The sequence below is a fragment of the Bacillus sp. FSL W8-1141 genome (assembly GCF_038593205.1).
Lineage (GTDB): Bacteria > Bacillota > Bacilli > Bacillales > Bacillaceae > Bacillus > Bacillus altitudinis.
Window position 1 is genome coordinate 1898214 of sequence record NZ_CP151973.1, and the last position, 24068, is coordinate 1922281.

General features: G+C 42.4%; 16 protein-coding genes and 1 pseudogene. 8 read left to right on the forward strand and 9 right to left on the reverse strand.

The window, feature by feature from the left end; all coding sequences use genetic code 11:
* Positions 1-112 precede the first annotated feature (112 nt).
* On the forward strand, positions 113-1315 hold the full coding sequence (locus tag NSQ52_RS09535) for a nitrate/nitrite transporter (protein ID WP_008346586.1): 1203 nt from the start codon (positions 113-115) through the stop codon (positions 1313-1315).
* A 63-nt stretch (positions 1316-1378) separates the two neighbouring features.
* On the opposite strand, the gene gltD is transcribed toward NSQ52_RS09535, so the two are convergent.
* Entirely contained in the window at positions 1379-2863 is a 1485-nt protein-coding gene (gene gltD, locus NSQ52_RS09540; RefSeq protein ID WP_024718332.1) for a glutamate synthase small subunit, read from the reverse strand.
* Positions 2864-2879: 16 nt separating this feature from the next.
* Positions 2880-7451 carry a glutamate synthase large subunit gene (gene gltB / locus NSQ52_RS09545; RefSeq protein ID WP_159159710.1) on the reverse strand — a complete coding sequence of 1524 codons (4572 nt, stop codon included), beginning with the start codon at positions 7449-7451 and terminating at the stop codon, positions 2880-2882.
* Between the two features lie 153 nt (positions 7452-7604).
* On the opposite strand from gltB, the gene NSQ52_RS09550 reads away from it, so the two are divergent.
* The 3 genes from NSQ52_RS09550 (at position 7605) to NSQ52_RS09560 (ending at position 12161) form a co-directional block, all read left to right on the forward strand.
* Positions 7605-8507, forward strand: coding sequence for a LysR family transcriptional regulator (locus NSQ52_RS09550; protein ID WP_024718330.1), 903 nt, complete (start codon positions 7605-7607; stop codon positions 8505-8507).
* Between the two features lie 94 nt (positions 8508-8601).
* Entirely contained in the window at positions 8602-10335 is a 1734-nt protein-coding gene (locus tag NSQ52_RS09555; protein WP_039169673.1) for an ABC transporter ATP-binding protein, read from the forward strand.
* Positions 10332-12161, forward strand: coding sequence for an ABC transporter ATP-binding protein (locus NSQ52_RS09560; RefSeq protein ID WP_335350693.1), 1830 nt, complete (start codon positions 10332-10334; stop codon positions 12159-12161). Before NSQ52_RS09555 ends, NSQ52_RS09560 begins: the two co-directional genes overlap by 4 nt.
* A gap of 59 nt (positions 12162-12220) precedes the next feature.
* Here the strand turns inward: NSQ52_RS09560 and NSQ52_RS09565 are convergent, their stop codons facing one another.
* Positions 12221-13042: a MerR family transcriptional regulator gene (locus NSQ52_RS09565; RefSeq protein WP_129548335.1), complete on the reverse strand. Its 822-nt coding sequence runs from the start codon at positions 13040-13042 to the stop codon at positions 12221-12223.
* Positions 13043-13130: 88 nt separating this feature from the next.
* On the opposite strand from NSQ52_RS09565, the gene NSQ52_RS09570 reads away from it, so the two are divergent.
* Positions 13131-13700, forward strand: a complete 570-nt coding sequence (locus NSQ52_RS09570) for a GNAT family N-acetyltransferase (protein ID WP_058336761.1) — start codon at positions 13131-13133, stop codon at positions 13698-13700.
* Between the two features lie 55 nt (positions 13701-13755).
* Positions 13756-13934 (forward strand): annotated as a pseudogene (locus NSQ52_RS09575) (IS5/IS1182 family transposase); the annotation flags it as partial.
* Between the two features lie 80 nt (positions 13935-14014).
* Here the strand turns inward: NSQ52_RS09575 and NSQ52_RS09580 are convergent.
* From NSQ52_RS09580 to proC, 4 genes are all read right to left on the reverse strand, one after another.
* Positions 14015-14578, reverse strand: a complete 564-nt coding sequence (locus tag NSQ52_RS09580) for a GNAT family protein (protein WP_178896681.1) — start codon at positions 14576-14578, stop codon at positions 14015-14017.
* An 86-nt stretch (positions 14579-14664) separates the two neighbouring features.
* Positions 14665-15933, reverse strand: a complete 1269-nt coding sequence (locus NSQ52_RS09585; protein WP_342473272.1) for a glutamate-5-semialdehyde dehydrogenase — start codon at positions 15931-15933, stop codon at positions 14665-14667.
* Between the two features lie 18 nt (positions 15934-15951).
* Complete coding sequence (gene proB / locus NSQ52_RS09590; RefSeq protein ID WP_008346569.1) at positions 15952-17070, reverse strand: glutamate 5-kinase; 1119 nt, start codon at positions 17068-17070, stop codon at positions 15952-15954.
* A gap of 27 nt (positions 17071-17097) precedes the next feature.
* Positions 17098-17943, reverse strand: a complete 846-nt coding sequence (gene proC, locus NSQ52_RS09595; protein ID WP_072368378.1) for a pyrroline-5-carboxylate reductase — start codon at positions 17941-17943, stop codon at positions 17098-17100.
* 421 nt (positions 17944-18364) lie between these two features.
* Between proC and NSQ52_RS09600 the strand changes: the two genes are divergently transcribed.
* Positions 18365-19561 (forward strand): cytochrome P450, encoded by a 1197-nt coding sequence (locus NSQ52_RS09600; RefSeq protein WP_342473273.1) that lies wholly within the window; start codon positions 18365-18367, stop codon positions 19559-19561.
* A 118-nt stretch (positions 19562-19679) separates the two neighbouring features.
* Complete coding sequence (locus NSQ52_RS09605) at positions 19680-21719, forward strand: molybdopterin oxidoreductase family protein (protein ID WP_342473274.1); 2040 nt, start codon at positions 19680-19682, stop codon at positions 21717-21719.
* Between the two features lie 46 nt (positions 21720-21765).
* On the opposite strand, the gene NSQ52_RS09610 is transcribed toward NSQ52_RS09605, so the two are convergent.
* On the reverse strand, positions 21766-22452 hold the full coding sequence (locus tag NSQ52_RS09610; protein WP_008346560.1) for a glycoside hydrolase family 11 protein: 687 nt from the start codon (positions 22450-22452) through the stop codon (positions 21766-21768).
* 94 nt (positions 22453-22546) lie between these two features.
* On the reverse strand, positions 22547-24040 hold the full coding sequence (gene xylB, locus NSQ52_RS09615; RefSeq protein ID WP_342473275.1) for a xylulokinase: 1494 nt from the start codon (positions 24038-24040) through the stop codon (positions 22547-22549).
* Between the last annotated feature and the right edge of the window lie 28 nt (positions 24041-24068).

Sequence of the window (24068 nt, forward strand, 5' to 3'; positions counted from 1 at the left end):
CACATTTGTAAAAAAGTGTTTATCCATGTCATTTTTTCTAACACAATACTTCCATTCCTTCTATCAACTCGCTATCTTTAAGTCAGAAAATTCAAAATAAAGGAGGGGTTTTGTGAAACTCTCAGAATTGACTTCTAGTGGTCACCCTAAGACATTGTTTGGTTCATTTTTATATTTTGACGTGAGTTTCATGATTTGGGTTTTGCTGGGGGCACTCGGTGCTTTTATTGCACAAGATTTTGCCTTATCGACAATAGAAAAAGGCATGATTGTAGCCATTCCGATTTTATCCGGATCTTTTTTTCGAATTGTGCTAGGCCTATTAACAGACCGAATGGGACCTAAAAAAACAGCGATGATGGGCATGATTTTGACCACCATTCCGCTCATATGGGGGTTTTTCGGTGGTACAACCCTTTCAGAGCTAGTACTGATCGGGATTTTATTAGGGGTTGCAGGTGCGAGTTTTGCGGTCGCTTTACCGATGGCAAGCCGCTGGTACCCTCCTCATTTACAAGGGGTAGCGATGGGAATTGCCGGCGCCGGAAACAGCGGAACACTGATCTCGACACTCTTTGGACCAAGGCTTGCGGAGATGTATGGCTGGCATACAGTGATGGGGCTCGCTCTTATTCCTTTAAGTTTCGTCTTTTTGTTTTTTATTTTCACAGCAAAAGATGCACCAAACCAGCCCGCCCCTCAGCCGCTTCGGTCCTATTTTTCAGTCTTTCAAGTGAAAACAACGTGGTTTTTCTGCCTGCTTTATGCGATTACATTCGGTGGTTTTGTCGGCCTTTCAAGTTTCTTGAGTATTTTCTTTGTGGACCAATATGCGATTTCAAAAATTCATGCTGGTGATTTTGTGACGCTTTGCGTGGCGGCAGGCAGCTTCTTTCGACCAGTTGGCGGTTTGATTGCCGATAAAATTGGCGGGATGAAAGTACTGCTCGGTTTATTTGCTTTGATTGGTATCTGCTTAGGGGCAGTGAGTAGTCTACCTGCTTTACCAGTGGTCATTGCGCTTTTATTTGTCGGAATGATGTGTCTTGGTATGGGGAATGGGGCGGTGTTCCAGCTTGTGCCGCAAGTGTTTCATAAGGAAATTGGGATTGTGACTGGAATTGTAGGGGCTGCAGGAGGCATTGGGGGATTCTTTTTACCAAACGTTCTTGGCAGTTTAAAAGAAATGACGGGCTCCTATACGTTTGGTTTTTTGACCATTTCTCTTTTTGTTCTTGCTGTCTTCCTCTGTTTGGTTGTCTCCCAGTTCAAACGTAAAAAAGTCATTATCCAGCCAACCATGTCTGAATCATAAAAAGCCATGACCACTCTTTGGTCATGGCTTTTCTCTATATATGGTAAACACCCTTTGTTTGACCTATTTTGGCAGAACCGAACTCCCCATTAAATAACGGTCTACCTCATGCGCCACTTGTCTGCCTTCGTTAATTGCCCAGACAATCAAGCTTTGACCGCGTCTTGCATCTCCCGCTGCAAATACGCCTTCTACATTCGTTGTATATTCCCCATATTTTGCGTCAATCCGATTGTTTTTGCTGTCCACGCCAAAGTGTTTCACTAGCGGCTGTTCAGTTCCCTCAAAACCAATCGCAATAAAGACTAGCTGAGCTGGCCATACCTTCTCTGTTCCTGGAATCTCATGAAATTCAAACTTCCCTTGTTCGTTTTTCACCTTTTCCATTTGAATGGTATGAAGCTCTTTTAACTTCCCATTTTTATCAGCCACAATCTTTGTGGTTTGAATCGAATATTGGCGCGGGTCTTCTCCAAATTTTGCTTGTGCTTCTTCGTAAGCATAATCTAGAGAGAAGACATAAGGCTGTTCTGGCCACATGTTATCCCCTACACGTGTATCTGGAAGCTTTGGATGCTTTCCGAATTGAACAACACTTTTTGCTTTTTGGCGAAGTGCAGTTGCGACGCAGTCAGCGCCTGTATCTCCTCCGCCAATCACAATGACGTCTTTCCCTTTTGCGTCAATAAAGTTTTTATCTTTGAATCCTGAATCAAGCATGCTTTTTGTTGCGAGTGTTAAATAATCCATTGCCAGATGAATCCCTTTTGCTTCCCTGCCTTCAATTAACAGGTCACGCTGCTTTTGTGCACCTGTACAAAGGATGACTGCATCAAATTGCTCTTTCAGTTCATCAGCCGTGATATCCACACCAATTTCTGTATTGGTCACAAAGTCAATCCCTTCTTGTCTTAGAAGTTTAACTCTGCGCTCAACGACTTCTTTGTCGAGCTTCATATTCGGAATACCATAAGTGAGCAGTCCGCCTAGACGATCAGATCGTTCAAACACGGTTACAGCGTGTCCTGCTTGGTTTAGTTGGTCTGCACTTGCCAGTCCTGCTGGTCCTGATCCGACAATAGCGATCTTTTTCCCTGTACGGCTTGAAGGAATTCTTGGTGTAATCCAGCCATTTTCAAAACCTTTATCAATGATCGTCCGTTCGATATTTTTAATCGATACTGCTGGATCATTGATCGCGACGGTACATGAGCCTTCACAAGGTGCTGGACATACTCTTCCAGTAAATTCAGGGAAATTGTTCGTTTTTTGTAGTCTTTCAAGCGCTTCTTTCCATCTGCCCCGGTAGACAAGGTCATTCCATTCTGGAATTAAATTGTAGATCGGGCAGCCAGAAACGCCGCCCCTGATCTCCATTCCAATTTGACAAAACGGTGTTCCGCAATCCATACATCTAGCACCCTGCTGTTTCAATACCTCATCTGTATAAGGAGCTGAATATTCTTTCCAGTCATTTTGACGAGTGAGAGGGTCACGTTCATTTGGCTTTTCTCTTTTATAATCCATAAAACCTGTTGCTTTGCCCATTGTCCTCTCCCCTTTCTTAATGAGCGACGGCTGCTTTTTGCCCGTTTGCCGTTTCTTTATTTTTCGGTTTTGTGTTTGCTTCAAATGCGAACATAACAGCTTCCTCGTGGCTGAGGCCTGCTTGTTTTTGTTCCTCAATGCTTTGAAGCATCATTTTGTAATTTCTCGGAATGATCTTAATGAATTGATTCTTTTCTTGTGCCCAGTTCTCTAGAAGCGCTGCTGCTTTTGAGCTGTTTGTATAATCAAGGTGTTCCTGAATCATTTGCTTCACTTCTTGTTCTTCTTCGTGATCTGTGAGTTTTTCAAACATGATCATTTCCATGTTACACATTCTTTTGAACTGTTTTGCATCGGATGTATGCACGTAAGCGATACCGCCAGACATCCCTGCGCCAAAGTTTTTCCCGACGTCACCTAAAATGACAACACGTCCGCCAGTCATGTATTCACAGCCGTGATCACCGATTCCTTCAACGACCACATTGACACCTGAATTACGCACGGCAAAACGTTCACCTGCACGACCGTTAATAAACGCTTTTCCGCTTGTCGCGCCGTAAAATGCAACGTTACCGACAATCACGTTCTCATGTCCATTTTGTACAAAGTGATCAGATGTTTTGACAGCAATTTTGCCTCCAGAGAGTCCTTTGCCGATATAGTCATTTGAGTCACCTGTTAAATATAAAGACATCCCCTTTGGAACAAATGCGCCGAAGCTTTGTCCAGCTGAACCAGTGAACCGAAGTGTGATCGTATCCTCTGGCAGACCTTCTTCGCCGTAGCGCTTAGACACTTCACTGCCCGTAATCGTTCCAGCTACACGGTGAATGTTGCGAATGTTTAGTGACAGATCAACTGGTGTTTGATGATCGAGCGCTTCCTGTACATAAGGGAGAATCTCATTCATATCCAGTGATTCATCAATTTTATGATTTTGCGGCGTTCTGAATGTGCGTGGTCCCTCTGGCTGATAAAGCAGGGTTTCAAGGTTCAGCTGTCCTGCTTTCCAGTGTGCTTTTGCTCTTTCACTTACTGATAAAACATCCGTACGCCCAATCAATTCATCCATTGATGTAAAGCCAAGTTCAGCTAAAATTTCTCTTACTTCCTCTGCAATAAACATCATGAAATTGACAATGTGATCAGGGTCACCCATGAATTTTTTGCGAAGTTCAGGGTTTTGAGTAGCGACTCCGACTGGGCAAGTATCTAAATGACATGCTCTCATCATGACGCATCCTAATACGACAAGTGGAGCTGTCGCAAAGCCGTATTCTTCTGCTCCTAAAATCGCAGCCATGACAACGTCGCGTCCTGTCATTAATTTGCCATCCGTCTCAAGAACGACTCGCTCTCGAAGGCCGTTTAAGACAAGGGTTTGATGCGCTTCTGCCAATCCAAGCTCCCAAGGAAGTCCTGTATGTTTAATACTTGTTTTCGGAGAAGCTCCAGTACCGCCATCATATCCACTAATTACGATGACATCAGCTGTCCCTTTTGCTACACCTGCTGCAATCGTACCAACGCCAGCTTTAGAAACTAACTTGACACTGATGCGTGCATCACGGTTTGCATTTTTCAAATCATGGATCAATTGAGCCAAATCCTCGATTGAGTAGATATCATGGTGAGGCGGTGGTGAGATTAGGCCAACACCTGGCGTAGAACCACGTACGTCTGCGACCCAAGGATATACTTTATTTCCTGGCAGCTGTCCGCCTTCTCCAGGCTTTGCACCTTGCGCCATTTTAATTTGCAGTTCATCTGCATTGACTAAATAATGACTTTTCACGCCAAAGCGGCCAGAAGCAATCTGTTTAATCGCACTTCTGCGATCATCCCCGTGCTCATCTACTGTGAAGCGTGCAGGGTCTTCCCCGCCTTCTCCGCTGTTGCTTTTGCCGCCAATTCGGTTCATCGCAATCGCTAGTGCTTCATGCGCTTCTTTACTTAGTGAACCAAATGACATCGCACCTGTCTTAAAGCGGCGTACAATGGATTCAGCAGATTCAACTTCTTCTAGACGAACTGGCTTTTGTTTTGAACGAAAAGCAAATAGATTTCTAAGGAAACCAATTCGTTCTTCATCCGCCGCCTTCGTATATTGCTTAAATAGATCATAATCTTCGTTGCGGCATGCCCACTGAAGGGTATGAATGGTTTTTGGGTTAAAGGCATGATGCTCTCCATTTTTTCTCCACTGGAACTCACTGCCTGATTCTAGCGTTTGATCAGTTGATGCCTGATACCCAGCCTCATGACGAAGCTTTGCTTCACTTGCAATGGTGTCAAGATCAATACCGCCTAGCTGAGAAGCTGTTCCTGTGAAATACGCCTGGATGACATCTTCACTAATGCCGACTGCTTCAAAAATTTGTGCGCCTCGATAGCTTTGGACAGTGGAAATTCCCACTTTAGACATTACTTTAACTACGCCCTCAGTCACACTTTTCCCAAACTTTGTGACAGCTTCATCAAAGCTAATCGCAATCGCTTCTTCAGCAATAAGCTGTTTGTATGTTTCGTAAACGAGGTACGGATGGATCGCATCTGCACCGTAGCCAATCAGTGCGGCAAAATGATGAACCTCTCTTACTTCTCCAGATTCGACGATTAAGCTCACCTTTGTTCGTAAGCCTTGACGCACAAGATGCTGATGAAGTGCACTCAATGCAAGAAGTGGTGGAATCGGCACTTTTTCTTCCGTCATGTCACGATCGGAAAGAATTAGTAAAGATACCCCTTCACGAATCGCTTTTTCTGCCTCTTCAAACATCGCATCAAGACCACGTTTTAGGTCATCAGTGAAAAGTGTATGAATCGTTTTGCTTTTAAAGGCGTTATGAACAATCGTTTTCAAGCCGTTGAACTGCCCGCTTGTTAAAACAGGTGTATAAAGTTTAATTCTTCGGCATGAATATTCATTTGGATGTAAAATATCTCCCTCAGCACCTAACCAAGTCATGGTCGATGTAACGAGCTGCTCACGAATGGCATCAATTGGCGGGTTCGTGACTTGAGCAAACAGCTGTTTAAAATAAGAAAACAGCGACTGCGCACGATCTGATAACACAGCAAGCGGTGTATCACTTCCCATCGAGCCGATTGGGTCCTTTCCTTCTTCTAGTAAAGGAATTAAATACTTTTGAATGTCTTCGTACGTATAATGGAAAGCACGCTGACGTGTTAACAAATCACTCATTATACTAGAATTTTCTGAATTTTCTTCAGAGCGATTGACGTGAACCATTTCTTCATCGAGCCATTTTTGATAAGGAAGTTCATTCGCAATCGAAGATTTCACTTCTTCATCCGAAATAATGCGTCCTTCTTCTAAATCGATTAACAGCATTTTACCTGGTTCAAGACGGTCTTTATACTTCACATCTTCTTCATTTGTGTCGATGACGCCGACCTCAGATGAGAAAATGATATGATCGTCATTTGTTACGTAGTATCTCGCGGGTCTTAATCCGTTCCGATCTAAGATGGCGCCGATTTGTTTACCATCCGTAAACGAAATCGCTGTCGGGCCATCCCACGGCTCCATTAACGAACTATGATATTCATAAAATGCCCGTTTCTCTTTAGACATGTGCGTATTCTCCGTCCACGGCTCAGGAATCAGCATCATCGCTGTATGAGCAGGAGTACGCCCTGCAAGCACGAAAAATTCAAAGGCATTGTCTAAAATGGATGAATCACTTCCGTCTGCATTCAGCACTGGCAAAATCTTGTCTAGATCTTCTCCGAAGGCTTCAGACACGAATTGTTGTTCTCTTGCTCTCATCCAATTGATGTTTCCTCTTAATGTGTTGATTTCTCCGTTATGAATTAAGTAACGGTTTGGATGCGCTCGTTCCCATGTCGGGAATGTATTTGTACTAAATCTTGAATGAACAAGTGAAAATGCAGAAACAAATGTTTCATCCTGTAGATCAAGATAAAAAGCATCAACTTGATCTGATGTTAAAAGCCCCTTATATACAATGGTTTGACTAGACAGACTGACAAAGTAAAATTGTTTTTCCTCTGCTGTTCCCCAGTTTTCAGCCTGCTTACGGATGACATATAATTTTCGTTCAAATGACAAACGGTCTGTTACGTTGTCGTTTGCTCCGATGAACACTTGCCGGACAACCGGACAGCTCTTCGCTGCAACCGTTCCAATTTTCCCAGCATCAACAGGGACCGTTCTCCAGCCAATTAATGTTTGCCCTTCTTGTTTAATGAAGCCATTGATCTTTTGTTCGATCGCTTGACGCGTTTTGGCATCATCATCTTTTGAAAAGAACACCATTCCTACCCCGTAACGGCCCTTTTCAGGAAGTGCAAAGTCTTGACAGTTCTTTCTAAAAAAAGCGTCTGGCAGTTGTACCATTAAGCCGGCACCATCACCTGTATACGGATCACTGCCTTGCCCGCCGCGGTGATCAAGCTGGCACAGCATTTGCAATCCCTTTTTGACGATGCTATGTGTCGCCTCCCCTTTTAAATGGGCGTACAGTCCGATTCCACATGCATCATGTTCAAATTCAGGACGGTAGAGACCTTGTGGTTGTGGTAGTTGATTATAAGTCATCGTTTCTCTCCCCCGTTTAAAAGATCCGTTTTTTCACAGTAATAAAATCTCACAAACTCTGTAACTTATTTTAAGTTTTCAAATTAATATAAACAATATATAATTTAGATCAAAACAATCTCTTTTTGAGATAGATGGGTGTGAAGTGCAAAAATGGAGCTTCGTCAATTACGTTATTTTGTAGAAGTTGCTGACCGTGAACACGTGTCAGAAGCGGCTGAAAACTTACACGTTGCCCAATCTGCCATCAGCCGGCAGATTGCCAATTTAGAAGAAGAACTTGGAGTGGCTTTATTCGAACGAGAAGGACGAAATATCAAATTAACGAAAATCGGCAGACAATTTTTGGACCATGTCAGAACCGCCCTAAAAGCGATAGATTACGCCAAAGAACAAATTGATGAATACTTAGACCCCCACAAAGGGACAGTGAACATTGGATTTCCTACAAGTCTAGCAAGCCAAGTGCTCCCTTCTGTCATTTCCGCATTTAAGCTGGAATATCCAGAGGTCGATTTTTTACTTCGTCAAGGTTCCTATAAGTTTCTGATTGAAGCTGTCAAAAATCGAGACATTGATCTTGCCTTTTTAGGACCCGTCCCGACAAACGATCCTCAAATAGAAGGAAATATCTTGTTTTCCGAAAGCATTTATGCCCTTTTACCTATTAGTCACCCCTTTAGCGGGCAAAGAAGTATTCATTTAAGTGATTTGAGAAAAGACCATTTCGTTTTATTTCCTGAAGGATATGTGCTGAGACAAATTGCGGTTGATGCCTGTAAGCAGGCTGGCTATGAGCCAACTATCTCATCTGAAGGAGAAGATTTGGATGCCATTAAAGGTCTTGTGTCAGCGGGTATGGGCGTTACTTTATTACCCGAAAGTGCTTTTTATGAAACAACACCGCGATTTACAGTGAAAATTCCCATTGATTTCCCTCAAGTGAGAAGAACGGTCGGAATTATTGCGTCTAAATCGAGAGAGATGTCTCCTTCTGCCCATGATTTTTATATGTTTGTAAAGGACTTCTTTTCAAAAATTGAACAATATAAATAATTCATTAAAACAAGACATTTCATTTGTAGAAATAATCCCTCTTTGTATATGATGAGTTACAGAACAACAGACTATATGGAAGAAAGGTAATCGTATGAAATCAATTTTATCGTTTTTAAAGCCCTATCGGCTATCCGTTGTGTCCATTGTGATTCTCACCTTTTTAAGCAGTATGCTCCAGCTGTATTTACCGACGCTTACGGCAGATATCGTTGATGTCGGGATCGTCCAAGGAGATGTCGCTTATATATGGAAAGTTGGGGGCTGGATGGTGGGTTGTTCTTTACTTGCCATCTTGCTCACGATTTGGAAGTCCTACTTGTCATCTAAGACAGCTCTAGGCTTCGGGCGTGATATGAGAAGACAGCTGTTTGTGCATGTCGAACAATTCTCATTAGAAGAATTTCAAAAAATCGGGACATCTTCCTTTATTACAAGATCCACAAATGATGTGAAACAAGTTCAAGATGTCACGATCATGATCTTACAAATGATGACACGGGCGCCTCTAATGCTCGTTGGTGGAATTATTTTGGCTGTATCTAGAGATGCTGTGTTATCTCTCATCTTTTTAGCAGCTCTTCCCCTTCTTGGCGGGTTCATTTATTTGGTGTCAAGAAAAGCGATCCCCCTCTTTGGCCAGCTTCAGAAAAAAACGGACCGGCTGAACTTGATTATGAGAGAGTCGCTTTCAGGCATTCGGGTCATTCGAGCGTTTAACCGAGTAGATGACGAAAAAGAACGTTTTCAAGAAGCCAATACATCGTATAAGGATACTGGCCTTAAAGTCAATCGATTAATGGCGTACTTGTTCCCTTTTATGCTCATTATCATGAACTTCACGAATATCGGCATTGTCTGGATTGGCGCTAATCGGATTGATGCCGGACAGATGGAAGTCGGGAATCTGATCGCCTTCATTCAATATGCGATGATGATTTTAATGGCACTCATTATGCTGTCTATGAGTTTTATTATGGTGCCTAGAGCTCAGGCATCAGCTAAACGGATGAATGAAGTGTTAAATCTAGAACCAAAAATTAAAGACAAAAAAGAAGCTGTCACTAAACTTGATCAGCCAGCCCAGTCCATTCGCTTTGAGAATGTGTCATTTTATTATTCAAATGCTGAAAAACCAGCCGTTCAAGACATGACGTTTGAAGCCAAAAAGGGTGAAACGACGGCGATCATCGGCAGTACAGGTTCCGGGAAAACGACCCTTCTTCAGCTGATGACACGTTTTTACGAGGCAACAGAAGGAAAAATTACATTAGATGGTGTCGATATTAGAGAATTGCCTCAAGAGAAACTGAGAAGTCAGATGGGTTATGTTTCTCAAAAAGCCATTTTATTTAGCGGAACCATTGCTGATAATGTGCGCTTTGGCAAACGAGATGCTACAGATGACGAGATTTGGCAGGCACTGCGGACAGCACAGGCCGAAGAATTTGTTTTGCAAAAAGATGGCGGAATTCACGCAGAGATAGACCAAGGGGGTTCGAATCTCTCTGGCGGTCAAAAACAACGTCTTTCGATCGCAAGAGCACTCGTAAGAAAACCTGCATTCTACCTGTTTGACGATAGCTTCTCTGCCCTTGATTACAAAACGGATGCAAAACTTCGGTCAGCGCTAGAAGCTGAAAAAGAGCATGCTGCTTTGATTATTGTGGCTCAAAGAATCAGCACAGTGAAGCATAGCGATAAAATCATTGTGTTAGATGATGGAAAAATAGCAGGTATCGGTACACATGAACAGTTACTGAAAGATAACCTTGTCTATCAAGAGATAGTCGCATCACAGGAAGGTCAGGAGGTGGAGCAAGGATGAGTAAAAAAATGTCTACTGGAATGGGACATAAAGGCGGTCACCCAAGGGGCCCAGTACAAAAACCGAAGGAATTTAAAAAAACACTTCTTCGTTTAACGGGCTATTTAAAACCGAGGAAATTTCAGCTGATCATCGTCCTGATTGCAGCGATCGGTTCAACCGTTTTTAATGTCGTCAGTCCAAAATTACTTGGGGATGCCACCTCTTCCCTATTTGAAAGTTTTACACAAGGAACTGGCGTTCAATTCGATGTCATTTCACGCATTTTATTGCTGCTTGTTCTATTATATGTCGTAGCATCTCTCTTCTCATTCGTGCAGCAATATGTAATGGCGGGTGTCTCGCAGCAGACCATTGCTGAATTAAGACAAGAAGCAAATGACAAGCTCACACGTCTCCCCCTTCGTTATTTTGATAAAACAACACACGGAGACACGCTGAGCCGGGTGATGAACGACATTGATAATATTAATACTTCTTTACAGCAGGCACTCACGCAAGTGATCACATCTGTCATTACAGTCATTGGAATTGTCGTCATGATGCTTTTCATCAGTCCGCTACTGACGCTGCTTGTTTGTTTGACGCTGCCTCTTAGTTTGTTTGCGATTCGAGGCATTACATCATTTTCGCAAAAGCATTTTAAAGCACAGCAAAAAGAACTAGGGATGATCAATGGACATATTAATGAAATGTTCACAGGACATCAGACGGTTCGTGCGTATGGCTATGAAAAGAAAGCCATTGATACATTTGATCAATTAAACGAACAACTATATGAATCTTCAAGAAAAGCACAGTTTATCTCCGGCTTAATGATGCCGATGATGACCTTTATTGGGAATCTTGGCTATGTGGCGGTAAGTGTTGCTGGCGGAATTCTTGTCATTAATGGGAATATTCGTGTTGGGGATGTGCAAGCATTTATCCAATACACACAGCAAATGTCGCAGCCGCTTGTGCAAGCATCCAGTGTTGCAAACTTAGTTCAATCTGCTATCGCTTCTGCTGAACGGGTGTTTGAAATTCTGGATGAAGAAGAAGAACATGCGCAAGAAGATGCAGCGATTGATCTTAAATCCCTTTCCGGAGATGTGGCCTTTGAGCACGTTCACTTCGGTTATGAGAAAGATCAACCCATTATTAAAGATTTGAATTTACAAGTCCGAGAAGGACAAACGGTGGCCATTGTTGGGCCAACAGGCGCTGGAAAAACAACGATTATTAATCTGTTAATGCGCTTTTACGAGCTAGATCAAGGCTCCATTCGCATTGGCGGCGTAAAAACCACCGACCTCAGCCGAGAGCAAGTGCGTGACTTATTTGCGATGGTTCTTCAGGATACATGGCTCTTTGAAGGCACAATTTATGACAACATCGCATATGGCAGACCAAATGTTTCAAAAGAGGATGTGTTGAAGGCCGCTAAACATGCCTATGCAGACGATTTCATCCGCACCCTTCCAGATGGATATGACACACTCTTAACAGAAGATGCCGGCAACCTCTCACAAGGTCAGCGTCAACTGTTAACCATCGCCCGTGCCATCTTATCTGATCCGAAGATATTAATCTTAGATGAAGCAACAAGCAGTGTCGATACACGGACAGAGATGCATATTCAAAAAGCGATGAATGAATTAATGAACGGCAGAACAAGCTTCGTCATTGCACATCGACTTTCAACGATTAAAGATGCCGATCTCATTTTAGTCATGAAAGATGGCACGATCATTGAAAAAGGAACTCATCGTGAGCTTTTGAAAGAAAAAGGCTTTTATGCAGACCTCTATATGAGTCAATTTGCCGAAAACCAAGTCGGTTAAACAGCACCAAAAAGGATAGACAGCATGTAAAAATGCCTGTCTATCCTTTTTGTGATGCCTTAAGCTTCCCGTTTTCTGACTTTCACACTAAGTTTCGTCATGTAATCCGCTTCATTTTTAGACATCAGAGAATGAAGTAAATACTCCTCAAAGACATCTCCATCCAGTATCATATCCTCTGCTTCGATTCGATCTAATAAACGTGAATAGGCAGTCTCCATCTCTTCATATGTTCCTTGTTGATACATGACTGCATATAGACCCGCAGGCTTTTTGACTGCATCCGGCCCTTCCATTCGGCAAAACAGCCTATCAGACTGATGATAATGACGCTGCAAAAACTGCTCCTTGTTTAAAACAGAACCATTTGCCGCGGCACCTTTAATACCAATCCCTTTCAGAAATTCTCCTACAATTCGAGAAATTTCTTCTATAGGTGTGTTTGAATCAATCGGGTTTGATGTACTGAGGACGATCGGTTCTTCTGGCAGTTCTTGAAACAAGACCTCCCCTGTTTTCACTGATGATAATTCATTCGTTGTCTCGATCACACGAAAAAGAAAAGATTGAATATCCTGTAGTTTTTGGATCTCCTCCCCGACCTTTTCTGCTTGCTCAACCGCCAGGCTTTGCAATTTTTCCTGAGAAGGCTCAGTAAAGTATTGTTTTAATTGCTTGATCGGAAATTGAACAGCACGAAGAGATTGAATGGCCATGAAATGATCAAACTGTTCAAATGTATAATAACGGTACCCATTTTCCTGAACACCTGCCGGCTTAAACAAATCGATCTTATCATAATAGAGCAGTGTATCTTTTTTCACTTCAAATAATGCCGCAAATTCTCCAGTTAAAAATGTTTTTTGAACATCGTTCATCATTTTTAGGGCTCCTTTCTTGACTATGGAGTTACTCCATCCTTTATGATAACATGCAGAAACACCACATATGTGGAGAAAGGATTTACACATGAACAAAATCGCACAAGATCAAGTCACATTATCACTTGCAAATCAAGAAGACTTCCCTTTGATGAAAAAAGAACTGCAAGATGCTTTCACAGCTGGCATCATTGATGCATTTGGCGATGCAGAAGGTGGACCAATTCCTCCTGATGAGTCGATTGATGAATCTTTTTATTCGACTGAGAACCTTGTCTATCATATTTTACTAAACGGTCAAAAGGCAGGAGGGGTTGTTTTAAAAATCAACCCTCTCACACACCGCAATTCGGTGGACCTATTATACATTTCTTCATCATCTCACAGCCGAGGCATTGGTCAGGCAGCATGGAAAGCCATTGAGGCGCAATATCCAGAAACGAAGGTGTGGGAAGTTGTCACTCCTTATTTTGAAAAGCGCAACATTCATTTTTATGTGAACAAATGCGGGTTTCAGATTGTTGAGTTTTATCACTTGCACCATCCAGATCCGAGCTTGCCTCATGAGAACGATCAAGAAAATGACCCTTTAGCGCCTGAGACATTTGAATTTTTCAAATTTGAGAAAGTCATGAAAAAAGACCGTTCAAGTTCATAAAAAAACTCCCCCTCATATGGGGGAGTTTCAGCGTGTAGACAAAACCTCGCATTCGCCAAGAACAAAAGCTGGTTATTTGAAAAGAATGAATACGTGTATGATGCATATTTTGATTGTTACATTTGCCCCAACGGGCATTATCGTACAACGACTAGAGAAGGCTATAAGCAATATGCGTCTGATTCAGAGATATGCAAGTCCTGCTCGTTTTTAGATAACTGTACACAAAGTGAGACATGGAAAGGACCATGTCCAGCCTAAGTCAACAGATAAATTTTATTAAAATCAGTGAAAACCCCTCATCTGGGGAGTTTTTATTTTGATATAATGTGAGGCCTTTCATCCGTCGCAAGAATCGCAAACAAATAATGATCTTTCCACTCCCCATTGATTTTTACATTTTGTCTAGATAGACCTTCTTTTTGAAAACCTGCCTTTTCAAGTACTCGTATGGAACCTATATTATGAGGCTGAACACCTGCTTCAATTCTGTGAAGATCCAGCACATGAAATGCCTCATCTAGCATGAGGGCAATTGCTTCAGTTGTGTAGCCTTTTCCATTATGTTTTTGATCAAGTCCGTATCCAAGCCAGGCGCTTTGAAGAACATCTCTGACAACACCAGATAATGTGATTGTGCCAATGAGCTGATGTGACGCGCGGTGGAAAATTCCTTTTGCATATGTTTCGTCTTTTTGGCGGCTTTGCTGAAATGTCTGAATTCGCTTCAATTGTTCGGGGATGGTGTAAAAATCCTCTTGTCTAAATGAAGTAAATGGCTGAAAGAACTCGCGATTTTCATATTCAAGTGTTGCCAGTGCTTCAGCATCGCTTTCTTTGAAATCTCTTAAATAGATCGATGTGTTGATCGTTTCCATGTCGTTCCCCCTTTTTTCTCTCTTCTTTTATCATACACTAAAAAAACACTACCCCAAGGAGAAAGGTAGTGTTCGTTACATTCATTCTAGCTTCTAATCTGACCATCACCAGACAGAAGAAGCTTTGTTGTTGTCAGTGCAGGAAGTCCCATTGGCCCTCTTGCGTGCAGCTTTTGAGTAGAAATGCCAATTTCAGCGCCATATCCTAGTGCACCGCCATCTGTAAAACGTGTAGATGCGTTATGATAAACAGCGGCCGCATCGACTTCGTTTAGAAAGATTTGTGCGTTTTTTTCATCCTCTGTTACGATGGCTTCTGAATGTTTGGTTCCGTACTGATCAATGTGGTGAATGGCGTCCTCAATTGAGTCAACGACTTTCACCGCAAGATCAAGACTTAAATACTCATCTGTCCAATCTACTTCCTCCGCAGGAACCGCTTCGGAAAAGAAAGATTGAGCGTCTTGATCTCCATGCACAGTGACATGATGCTGAAGGAGTACTTCATTCAATGCTGCACCATTTTTTTTCAGCCAATCGCGATGAACGATCAGAGTCTCAAGCGCATTACAAACGGCCGGACGATTTGTTTTCGCATTGATGACAATCTGAATGGCTTTTTCTACATTCGCTGTTTGATCAATAAAGATATGGCAGTTCCCTGTCCCTGTTTCAAGAACTGGAATGGTCGATTCTTCTACAACTGTTTTGATTAACGAAGCCCCGCCTCTCGGAATTAAAACATCGATCCATTCTTTTAGATGAAACATCGCTTGAACCGATGAACGGTCTGTTTGTTCAATAAACTGTACCGCATCACGAGGGATCTTTGTTTGATCCAATGCCTCATGAATGACGTGGACGATGGCTTTGTTGGAAGAAATAGCGGAGGAACCGCCTTTTAAAATCACTGAGTTGCCTGCCTTGAGGGCAAGCCCTGCTGCATCGACAGTGACATTCGGTCTCGCTTCATAGATCATCCCGATCACGCCGAGCGGTACTCTTCGGCTTTTCACATGTAAGCCGTTTTCAAGAGTCCATTCATCCAATATTTCTCCAACAGGATCTGTTAATCTCGTCACAAGCCGCAAACTTTCCGCAAACTCATGAATTCTCTCTTCATTTAACATTAATCGATCCATTAATGCTTCAGAGAAACCCTTTTCTTTTCCTGCCTCTAAATCCTTTTGATTTTCCTGTAAAATAAAATCACTTTGCTGTTCGAGTGTTTCTGCTATTTTCAGCAACGCCTCATTTTTTTCCTCTGTTTGAAGTAAACCTAGTTTTTTTGATACGTGCTTTGCTTTTTTCGCTTTTTCTTTGACCGATGTGACAACTTCAGCTGTCAGTGTCATGAAATTCCTCCCTTATGATTAGCAAACTGGTATTGATAAATCTAAATGACAAACAAATGCTTCAAGATCTACGACATGCACCACTTCATCCTGTAGCAAGTCACCGTTCAGTGCGAGTTCGTCGGACGCATAATTGACAATGCCAAGCCCTATTTCTCTTTCATCTTGATCTAAAATACGGACAACATCGCCTTTTTTAAACGAACCCTTTACATCGACTATGCCGTCAGAATCCAGACTTTTCTCACGATGCATGAGAAGCTCCTGTGTTTTCTCTTGAACAACGATTTCGCCTTTTGGGCCAGAATGAAAAGCAATCCACTGTTTTTTATAATTCAGCGGCGCTAAATTTTCGTCAGCTGTAAAATAAGTGCCGTCCTCTGTCCCATTAATGGCTTTGTCTAAAATGTGAGGCGTATCGGCTTTTCCCAAAAAGCCATTGATGCCTGAGGCCATTGAAATTTTAAAGGCGTCGAGTTTTGATTTCATTCCGCCTGTGCCAACGCTGCTTCCCGCATCTCCAGCGGCTGCTTCGATGTCTTCTGTGATTTCTGTGACTTCTAGAATTCTCTTCGCATTCGGATTTGTATGAGGGTTATCTTCATACAAGCCGTCAATATCAGATAAAATAGCGAGGAAATCCGCATCAATCAGTCCAGCTACTTTTGCAGACAATGTATCATTATCTCCAAATTTCAACCGATTGATCGTCACTGTATCATTTTCATTAATAATCGGGATGATCCCTCGATCTAATAACACATTCATTGTATTTCGCACATTTTGATAGCGCGTTTCATCTGAAAAATCGCTTCTTGTAATTAATAGCTGTGAAGCAATATAACCGTGCGATAAAAATAAAGTAGAATATGACTCCATTAAAAGCCCTTGCCCTATTGAGGCAGACGCCTGTTTTTCTGGCAGTGTTTTCGGTCTATCAATAAATCCTAATTTTCGGTAACCAGCTGCAACCGCACCAGATGAGACCAAAATGACTTCGTGTCCTTCATCTTTGAGTTTTACAATTTGATTGACGAGGTTTTCTAGTTTTTTTAAACTAATCTCACCTTGAAAGCTAGTAAGAGAGCTGCTTCCGATTTTCACAACAATTCGTTTTCTCTCTTTATCTGCGTACACCTTATCACTCCTGTATTGAGGCTCTATTTATATCGTTACTTTTTGTTTTTGCTGTTCACTTATTTCTTTTGATCGATTGGCAGCATGTTTGACAGCCTGTTTGATGGCTTCTCCTCCGCCAAAATCATCTAATGCATCTAGTCCTGCAGCAGTTGTTCCATTAGGTGACGTAATTTTTTCTCTGAGGACAGAAGGATTTTCAGCTGTTTCTTGCAGCATCTTCGCTGCACCGAGAAGTGTCTGTGTACCGATTTGACGGGACATTTCTTTTGATAAGCCAGCTTCTTCTCCAGCTTCTTCGATTCTTTCCATTAAGAAATAAAAATAAGCTGGACCGCTTCCGGCAATTCCTGTGAAAATATCCATTTGCTCTTCCTGAATGGTATACACTTCTCCCATTTCAGATAAAAGAGCCCGACTCATGCTTACATGTTCATTTTTCACATAACGTCCAGCAGATAAAGCGGTCGCCGACGCCCCAATCGTACTTGACGTATTTGGCATTACTCGCATAACAGGCTGCCCATCATGCAGCATGTCTTCAATATACGATGATTTCACACCTGCAAGTACAGACAGGATGAGCTGATCTTTCTGAATATGAGGTTTTAATGATTCAAGTGCTGTTTCAGCATCCTTTGGCTTCATTGCCAGGATCAACATATCCATTTCTTCAAAAGGAAATGAATCCATTGTGGCTGTTTGGATTCCGTAGCGTTTCGTTAGTTCGTTTAATCGCTGCTTATTTTGCTTGTTTGTTGCGTAAATTTGGCTGAGCGGCATCTGACCTGATCGCACAATACCTGCAATCATTCCTTCCGCCATAGAACCTGCTCCAATGAAAGCAACTTTCTTTTGATCAATGATATTGATCCTCTCCCTTGTTCGCTTTTTGTTCGTGTTTTTCGCACGTTAGTTATCGTAACATGATGAGAAATCGTGTCAAGAAAGAGCCAGCGCTTTTCAAAAGTCCCGAATACACGCTGAACAGCTTGCGGTATATATGTTAGCCGTGTTTTTTAAAATCATTAATTTAGATCAAAAGAACTATACAGATTTGAATCATAGTACCCTTTCGTTCGACTGAATTCACCATTTTATTTTTGGTTTCGGTGACTTCAATTCTAGTTTTTAGAAAGCGCTATCATTTTGATGACTTTCTATTTTCCTATAGGAAGAATGTGTTTGAATCTTTCGATTAGACTATTGACATATTTTAGAAAACATGTCCGTTGAAATGCGTTTTTCGTGGTGATACCGTGAAAGGGAATCAAGAGAAAAAGGAGCGTTCATAATGAAAGTAAAAGAAAATTACGTCAATGTCATCCCAATGAAAGAAATCCGATCTACAGATGACCTTCTTTTCCCATTCCCTATCTACAATGAATTACGATCGCAGGGTGATATTCGATACGATGAAACGAGAAAGTGCTGGGATCTCTTTCGATATGCTGATATTCAGTCCGTTCTGAAGCAGCCAAAAGTGTTTTCATCACAGCGAGGAAGAAGTACATCTAAAACGAGTATTTTAACAATGGACCCTCCAAAACATACCAAAATGAGAGCACTCGTCAATAAAGCCTTCACGCCAAAAGCGATCAAACAAATAGAAGAAAAGATCAAAGACTTGACCCATGATCTATTACATCAAGTAAAGGATCAACGGACCTACGATATTGTGCAAGATCTGGCCGCTCCCCTACCTGTCATGATCATCGCCGAGCTTCTCGGTGCAGAAGTGAAAGACAGAGAGCTGATCAAAAAACATTCAGATGCTCTAGTTGCAGGAGCCAAAGATGATTCAAAAGAAGCTGTTCAAGCCGTTGTCGATATGCAAAAACAAGCAGAAAAAGAGCTGTCAGAGTACTTTGCTCATTTGATCCAAAAACGAAAAGAAATGCCAGCCGATGATTTAATCTCTCTTCTCATCCAAGCGGAAATTGACGGTGAGCGTTTATCAGAAAATGAACTGCTTGGCTTTTGTATACTCTTACTCGTTGCTGGTAATGAAACAACAACGAATTTAATCACAAATGCCGTACGACTTTTAACAGAGCAGCCGCATATCGCCGAATCAGTGCGGCAAGACCTGTCTCTCATTCCTCAATTGACAGAAGAAACGCTACGCTATTATCCGCCTGTTCAAGCGATTGGGCGAGTTGCAGCAGAGGATGTTCAGATTGCCGGTTCTCACATTGAAAAAGGAGACTATCTTATCAGCTGGGTGGCATCTGCGAATCGTGATGAACGGAAGTTTGACGATCCAGATACGTTTCGTCTTGACAGAAAATCAAATCCACATCTGAGCTTTGGCTTCGGCATCCATTTTTGTCTTGGTGCCCCTCTCGCCCGGCTTGAGGCTCATCTAGCACTTGAGGTTTTACTCCGTACGTTTCGAGAAATCACCTGTGCGGCAGACCAGCTGAAACCGATTCAAAGCACGTTTGTGTTTGGGGTCAAAGAATTCCCTGTGCAGGTCACCCGTTTTTAAAAGTCCCTTTCACTAGGGGCTTTTTTTCATATGCTTATCCTTACCTTCCTCGTCTGAACATGCTAAAATAAAATCCATATGTACAGTGATCACGGAATTTGGAAAGGAAGCTAAACGTATGACCGATTACACAGCAATGAAAGACGGAATATTCAAATCAGTTTGTTCGTTAGATTGCCCTGATCAGTGCGGTCTTTTAATACATAAAGAGAACGGAAAGATCGTTAAAGTTCAAGGAGATCCAGATCATCCAGTCACTCAAGGAAACATTTGCAATAAAGTGCGGAATGTCACAGCTCGTTTATATGATGAAAAACGTCTGACAACACCATTAAAACGTGTAGGTCAAAAAGGTGACCGGCAGTTTGCTCCAATTACGTGGGAAGAAGCGATTGAAACCATTCGTCAAAAATGGACAAAGCTGATCGAAGAAAAAGGACCAGAAAGCATTTTGCCTTACAGCTTCTATGGGAATATGGGAAATCTCAATGCAGAAGGAATGGACCGCCGCTTTTTCTATCGACTTGGCTCAAGTCAGCTAGACCGAACCATTTGTCAGTCAGCTGGAACAACTGGCTATAAATATACAATGGGCGCAAGCATCGGGACAGACCCAGAAGAGACCATTCATACGAAACTATTTATCTTTTGGGGCATCAATGCGGTTTCAACCAATATGCATCAAATCACGTTGGCACAAAAAGCTCGAAAGCAAGGGGCTAAAATTGTCGTCATTGATGTGCACAAAAACCAAACGGGCCGGATGGCAGATTGGTTCATTCCGCTTCGCCCTGGCACTGACAGTGCGCTAGCTCTTGGGATCATGCATGTCCTTTTTAAAGAAGACCTCACAGATACGTCATTTTTAGAGGCTTACACGGTCGGTCACAATGAACTTCGCGAGCATGTGAAGCAGTACGATCCAGAAACGGTTGAACAAATCACGGGTGTCCCGAAAGAAGACATCATCACACTTGCGAGAATGTACGCAGAGACATCGCCGTCTCTCATTCGTATTGGCAATGGGCTACAGCATCACGATAATGGCGGTATGAGTATTCGAACCATCTCCTGCCTCCCTGCCCTCACCGGTCAATGGCTGCACAAAGGCGGCGGTGCGATGAAATCGAACTCTTCTTTTCTTAGTTATAATGAAATCGCTCTTCAGCGGCCGGAATTATTAAAGGAACGCAAACCTAGAACATTTAATATGAATCAGCTGGGCAGCGTGCTAACGAACGCAGAACCTTCTATTGATTCTCTTTTTGTCTACTCTTGCAACCCGGCTGTTGTGACACCTGAAGCAAATAAAGTAAGAGACGGTTTGATGCGGGAAGACTTATTTACGGTTGTCCATGACTTGTTCATGACAGAGACAGCCTCTTATGCGGATATTGTTCTGCCAGCGACCTCTGCCTTTGAAAATGAGGATTTTTATACTTCTTACTGGCATCATTACATTCAAATTCAAGAACCTGTTATAGAACGTTATGGAGAAAGCAAATCAAACACAGAAGTGTTTCGTCTTTTGGCTCATGCGATGGGCTTTGAAGATGAAGCCTTTAAAGACACAGATGCGGAACTAATGGAACAAGCTCTTCATCATCCTGAAAATCCGCACTATGAAAACATTTCATATCAAGCGTTAAAAGAGAAAAAGTGGATCAAAGCAAAACGAGGGCCTTTCGAAGATTTAAAGCTCCCTACCCCAAGCGGGAAAATCGAGCTTTACTCTGAACAAATGAAAAAAGATGGATATCCAGCCCTTCCAACCTATGTACCTTTATTCAAGGAAAGTGATTATCCACTGACGTTTATACCGGGACCAAACCATAATTTTCTTAATTCCACCTTCTCTCTTCATGAGAAGCATCAAAAGCTTGAGAAATTTCCGAAGCTTCATATGAATGAACAAGATGCAAAAGAAAGACAGATTGAAGATGGGGACATGGTTCGTGTGCTGAATGATCGAGGAGAATGCGAGCTCATCGTGTCAGTCGGACAAAATGTGTTATCTGGCGTTGTTGTCAGCCAGGGATTATGGGCAGACCAAAAAGGCAAAAAACATTTGGTGAATGGCCTCACACCTGATCGTTTGGCAGATATGGGCGGTGGTGCGACGTTCTTTTCCGGCAGAGTCGAAGTTGAAAAATTATGATAGAAAGAGCCAGGCGTTTTGCTCCCGGCTCTTTTCTTTGACTTTTTTAGTTGCCAATAAACAGCTGATTGGTCATCACATTTGCACTTCCGCTGCTTTGGTAGCCTTCTACAGTAAATGCCGTTTCATACATTTTCCCCATTGGCATCCCTAAGCTTTCCCATTTTTTAAAATGCGCACTGACGGAGACCGTTCCGCTTGTACGTTTCGTTTGACGTACACTCCAATATTGCTTGAAGGTTGCGATCCCGATAATGGAAGGCTGATTGACACGGGTTGTTTCATAAATGTCATATGTGCCCCCGTCTGCATAAAATGTTCCTTTATGTGTGCCTGTTGGACGATATGTGCCCCATGAATCAACAATGTAGTATTCTGCTAATGGAGATTGTGTCCAGCCATAGACACATAAATAGGAATTCCCGACTGGGTTAAAGCTTGCGTTGTAATTGATGGAGATGTTGCCAAGTTGATGGTGAGTTCTAGTGGAATCAAACTTTTTTCCTTTTCGAAATAAAGCATTTCCGATATTGTTCCAGCCTGCACTAAATGCCCCGCCGTTATTGAGTGTCATCGAGGTGTTTCCATAATCCTTCCATAATTCATAATCGTACCCGCTATGGTTACCCATTTCATTATTCGTAATGGTTCTCGCATGGGCTGGTACAGCCGTCAGTATAAGCGTCAGTCCAATACACATCACAAACAACAGTCTTAATTTTCTCAAATTCATCTTCCATTCCTCTCCTTTTTCATCCTTTTGATTCTGTCATCTCTAAGATGAAACGAATTCATCACCTCCTTTCATGCCCCTACTCACTACTAGATTATCGATACTGTGCTAGACCCGCATGAATGTCTCTTGTGTTTGTATAAATGCTTTGATACAAACGAAAGAGATGATCATATACATCGACATGCTGTTGATTTGGTGTAAATACGGCTGCTTGATGGATAAACTGATCCGCGCACGCCTCAAGTGACTCGTACCAGCCGCATCCAACTGCTGCAAGCATCGCTGCACCTAACGCAGGCCCTTGCTCATTTTCAAGCTGAATCACCTTAGTTTGAAAAATGTCTGCCTGCATTTGAAGCCATGTATGACTTCTCGCACCTCCACCTATGGACACAATAGCATCTATTCTTTTTCCGGCCTGCCTGAATAAAGCGATCGATTCATTTAATGAAAAAGTGATTCCTTCGAGCACAGCTCTAACCATATGCGCTTTTTCATGCCGGCTGTCTAATCCAATGAAGCTTCCACGAATGAGTGAATCTGCATGAGGCGTTCTTTCCCCAACTAAATATGGCGTAAACAGCAATCCATTTGCGCCAGGCGCTATATCCTTTGCTCCGGCTAAAAGGGCTTTAAACGAATCATTTGGAGCAAGTAAAGATTTAATCCAATCGAGGCTATAACCTGCTGATAAAGTGACTCCCATTGTATAAAAAGCGTCTTTTTTTGCATGATGGAATAAATGCAAGTTTCCATTCAGCTCTCTGTTATGATTTTCTTCATAGGAAAGAATGACACCTGATGTGCCAATGCTGCATAGTGTGTGACCTGATGATAAAATGCCGGCACCAATGGCACCGCAAGCATTATCCGCTCCACCCGCAAAAACCTTCGCATCTTCTGTCATCCCGTTTTCCTTTGCGATCTGCGGCAAAAGTGTTCCAACCTCCGCCTCCGATGAAACGAGCGGCGGGCAAATACGAATCGGAATATCAAAGGTTTGACAAATCTCCTCACTCCATGTTTGTTCTCCAATATCCAACAGTAACGTACCAGCCGCATCAGAATAGTCCATATGAATAGAGCCGGTTAATCGATATCTGACATAATCTTTTGGAAGTAAAAACAAATGGATTCGCTGATCAATTTCTGGTTCATGTTCCTTTACCCATAACAACTTTGGCAGTGTAAATCCTTCTAACGCCTGATTTTTTGTGATCTCTTGCAGCCTGCCTCCTAGCTTTTCTGTCATGCGCACGCATTGCGGTGTTGTTCTTGTGTCATTCCACAAGATGGCAGGCCTGAGCACCTGAAGGGATTCATCCAATAAAACAAGTCCGTGCATTTGTCCAGAAAAACTGATGCCTTCTACCTGCATTGACTGAACAGGCCTTCTCTCCATAAGTTCTGTCATCGCGGCCATCGTCTGCTCTACCCAGTCTTCAGGATTTTGCTCACAATAACCTGGTTTGCTTTGAATGAGGCGGTAAGATTTAGTCGTCTCGCAGCATACCTTCCCGCTCTCATCTACTAATATCGCTTTGACTCCGCTCGTTCCAAGATCAATTCCCATCACATACTTCATGTGTTCACTCCTTCAAAACAGCAGCCCG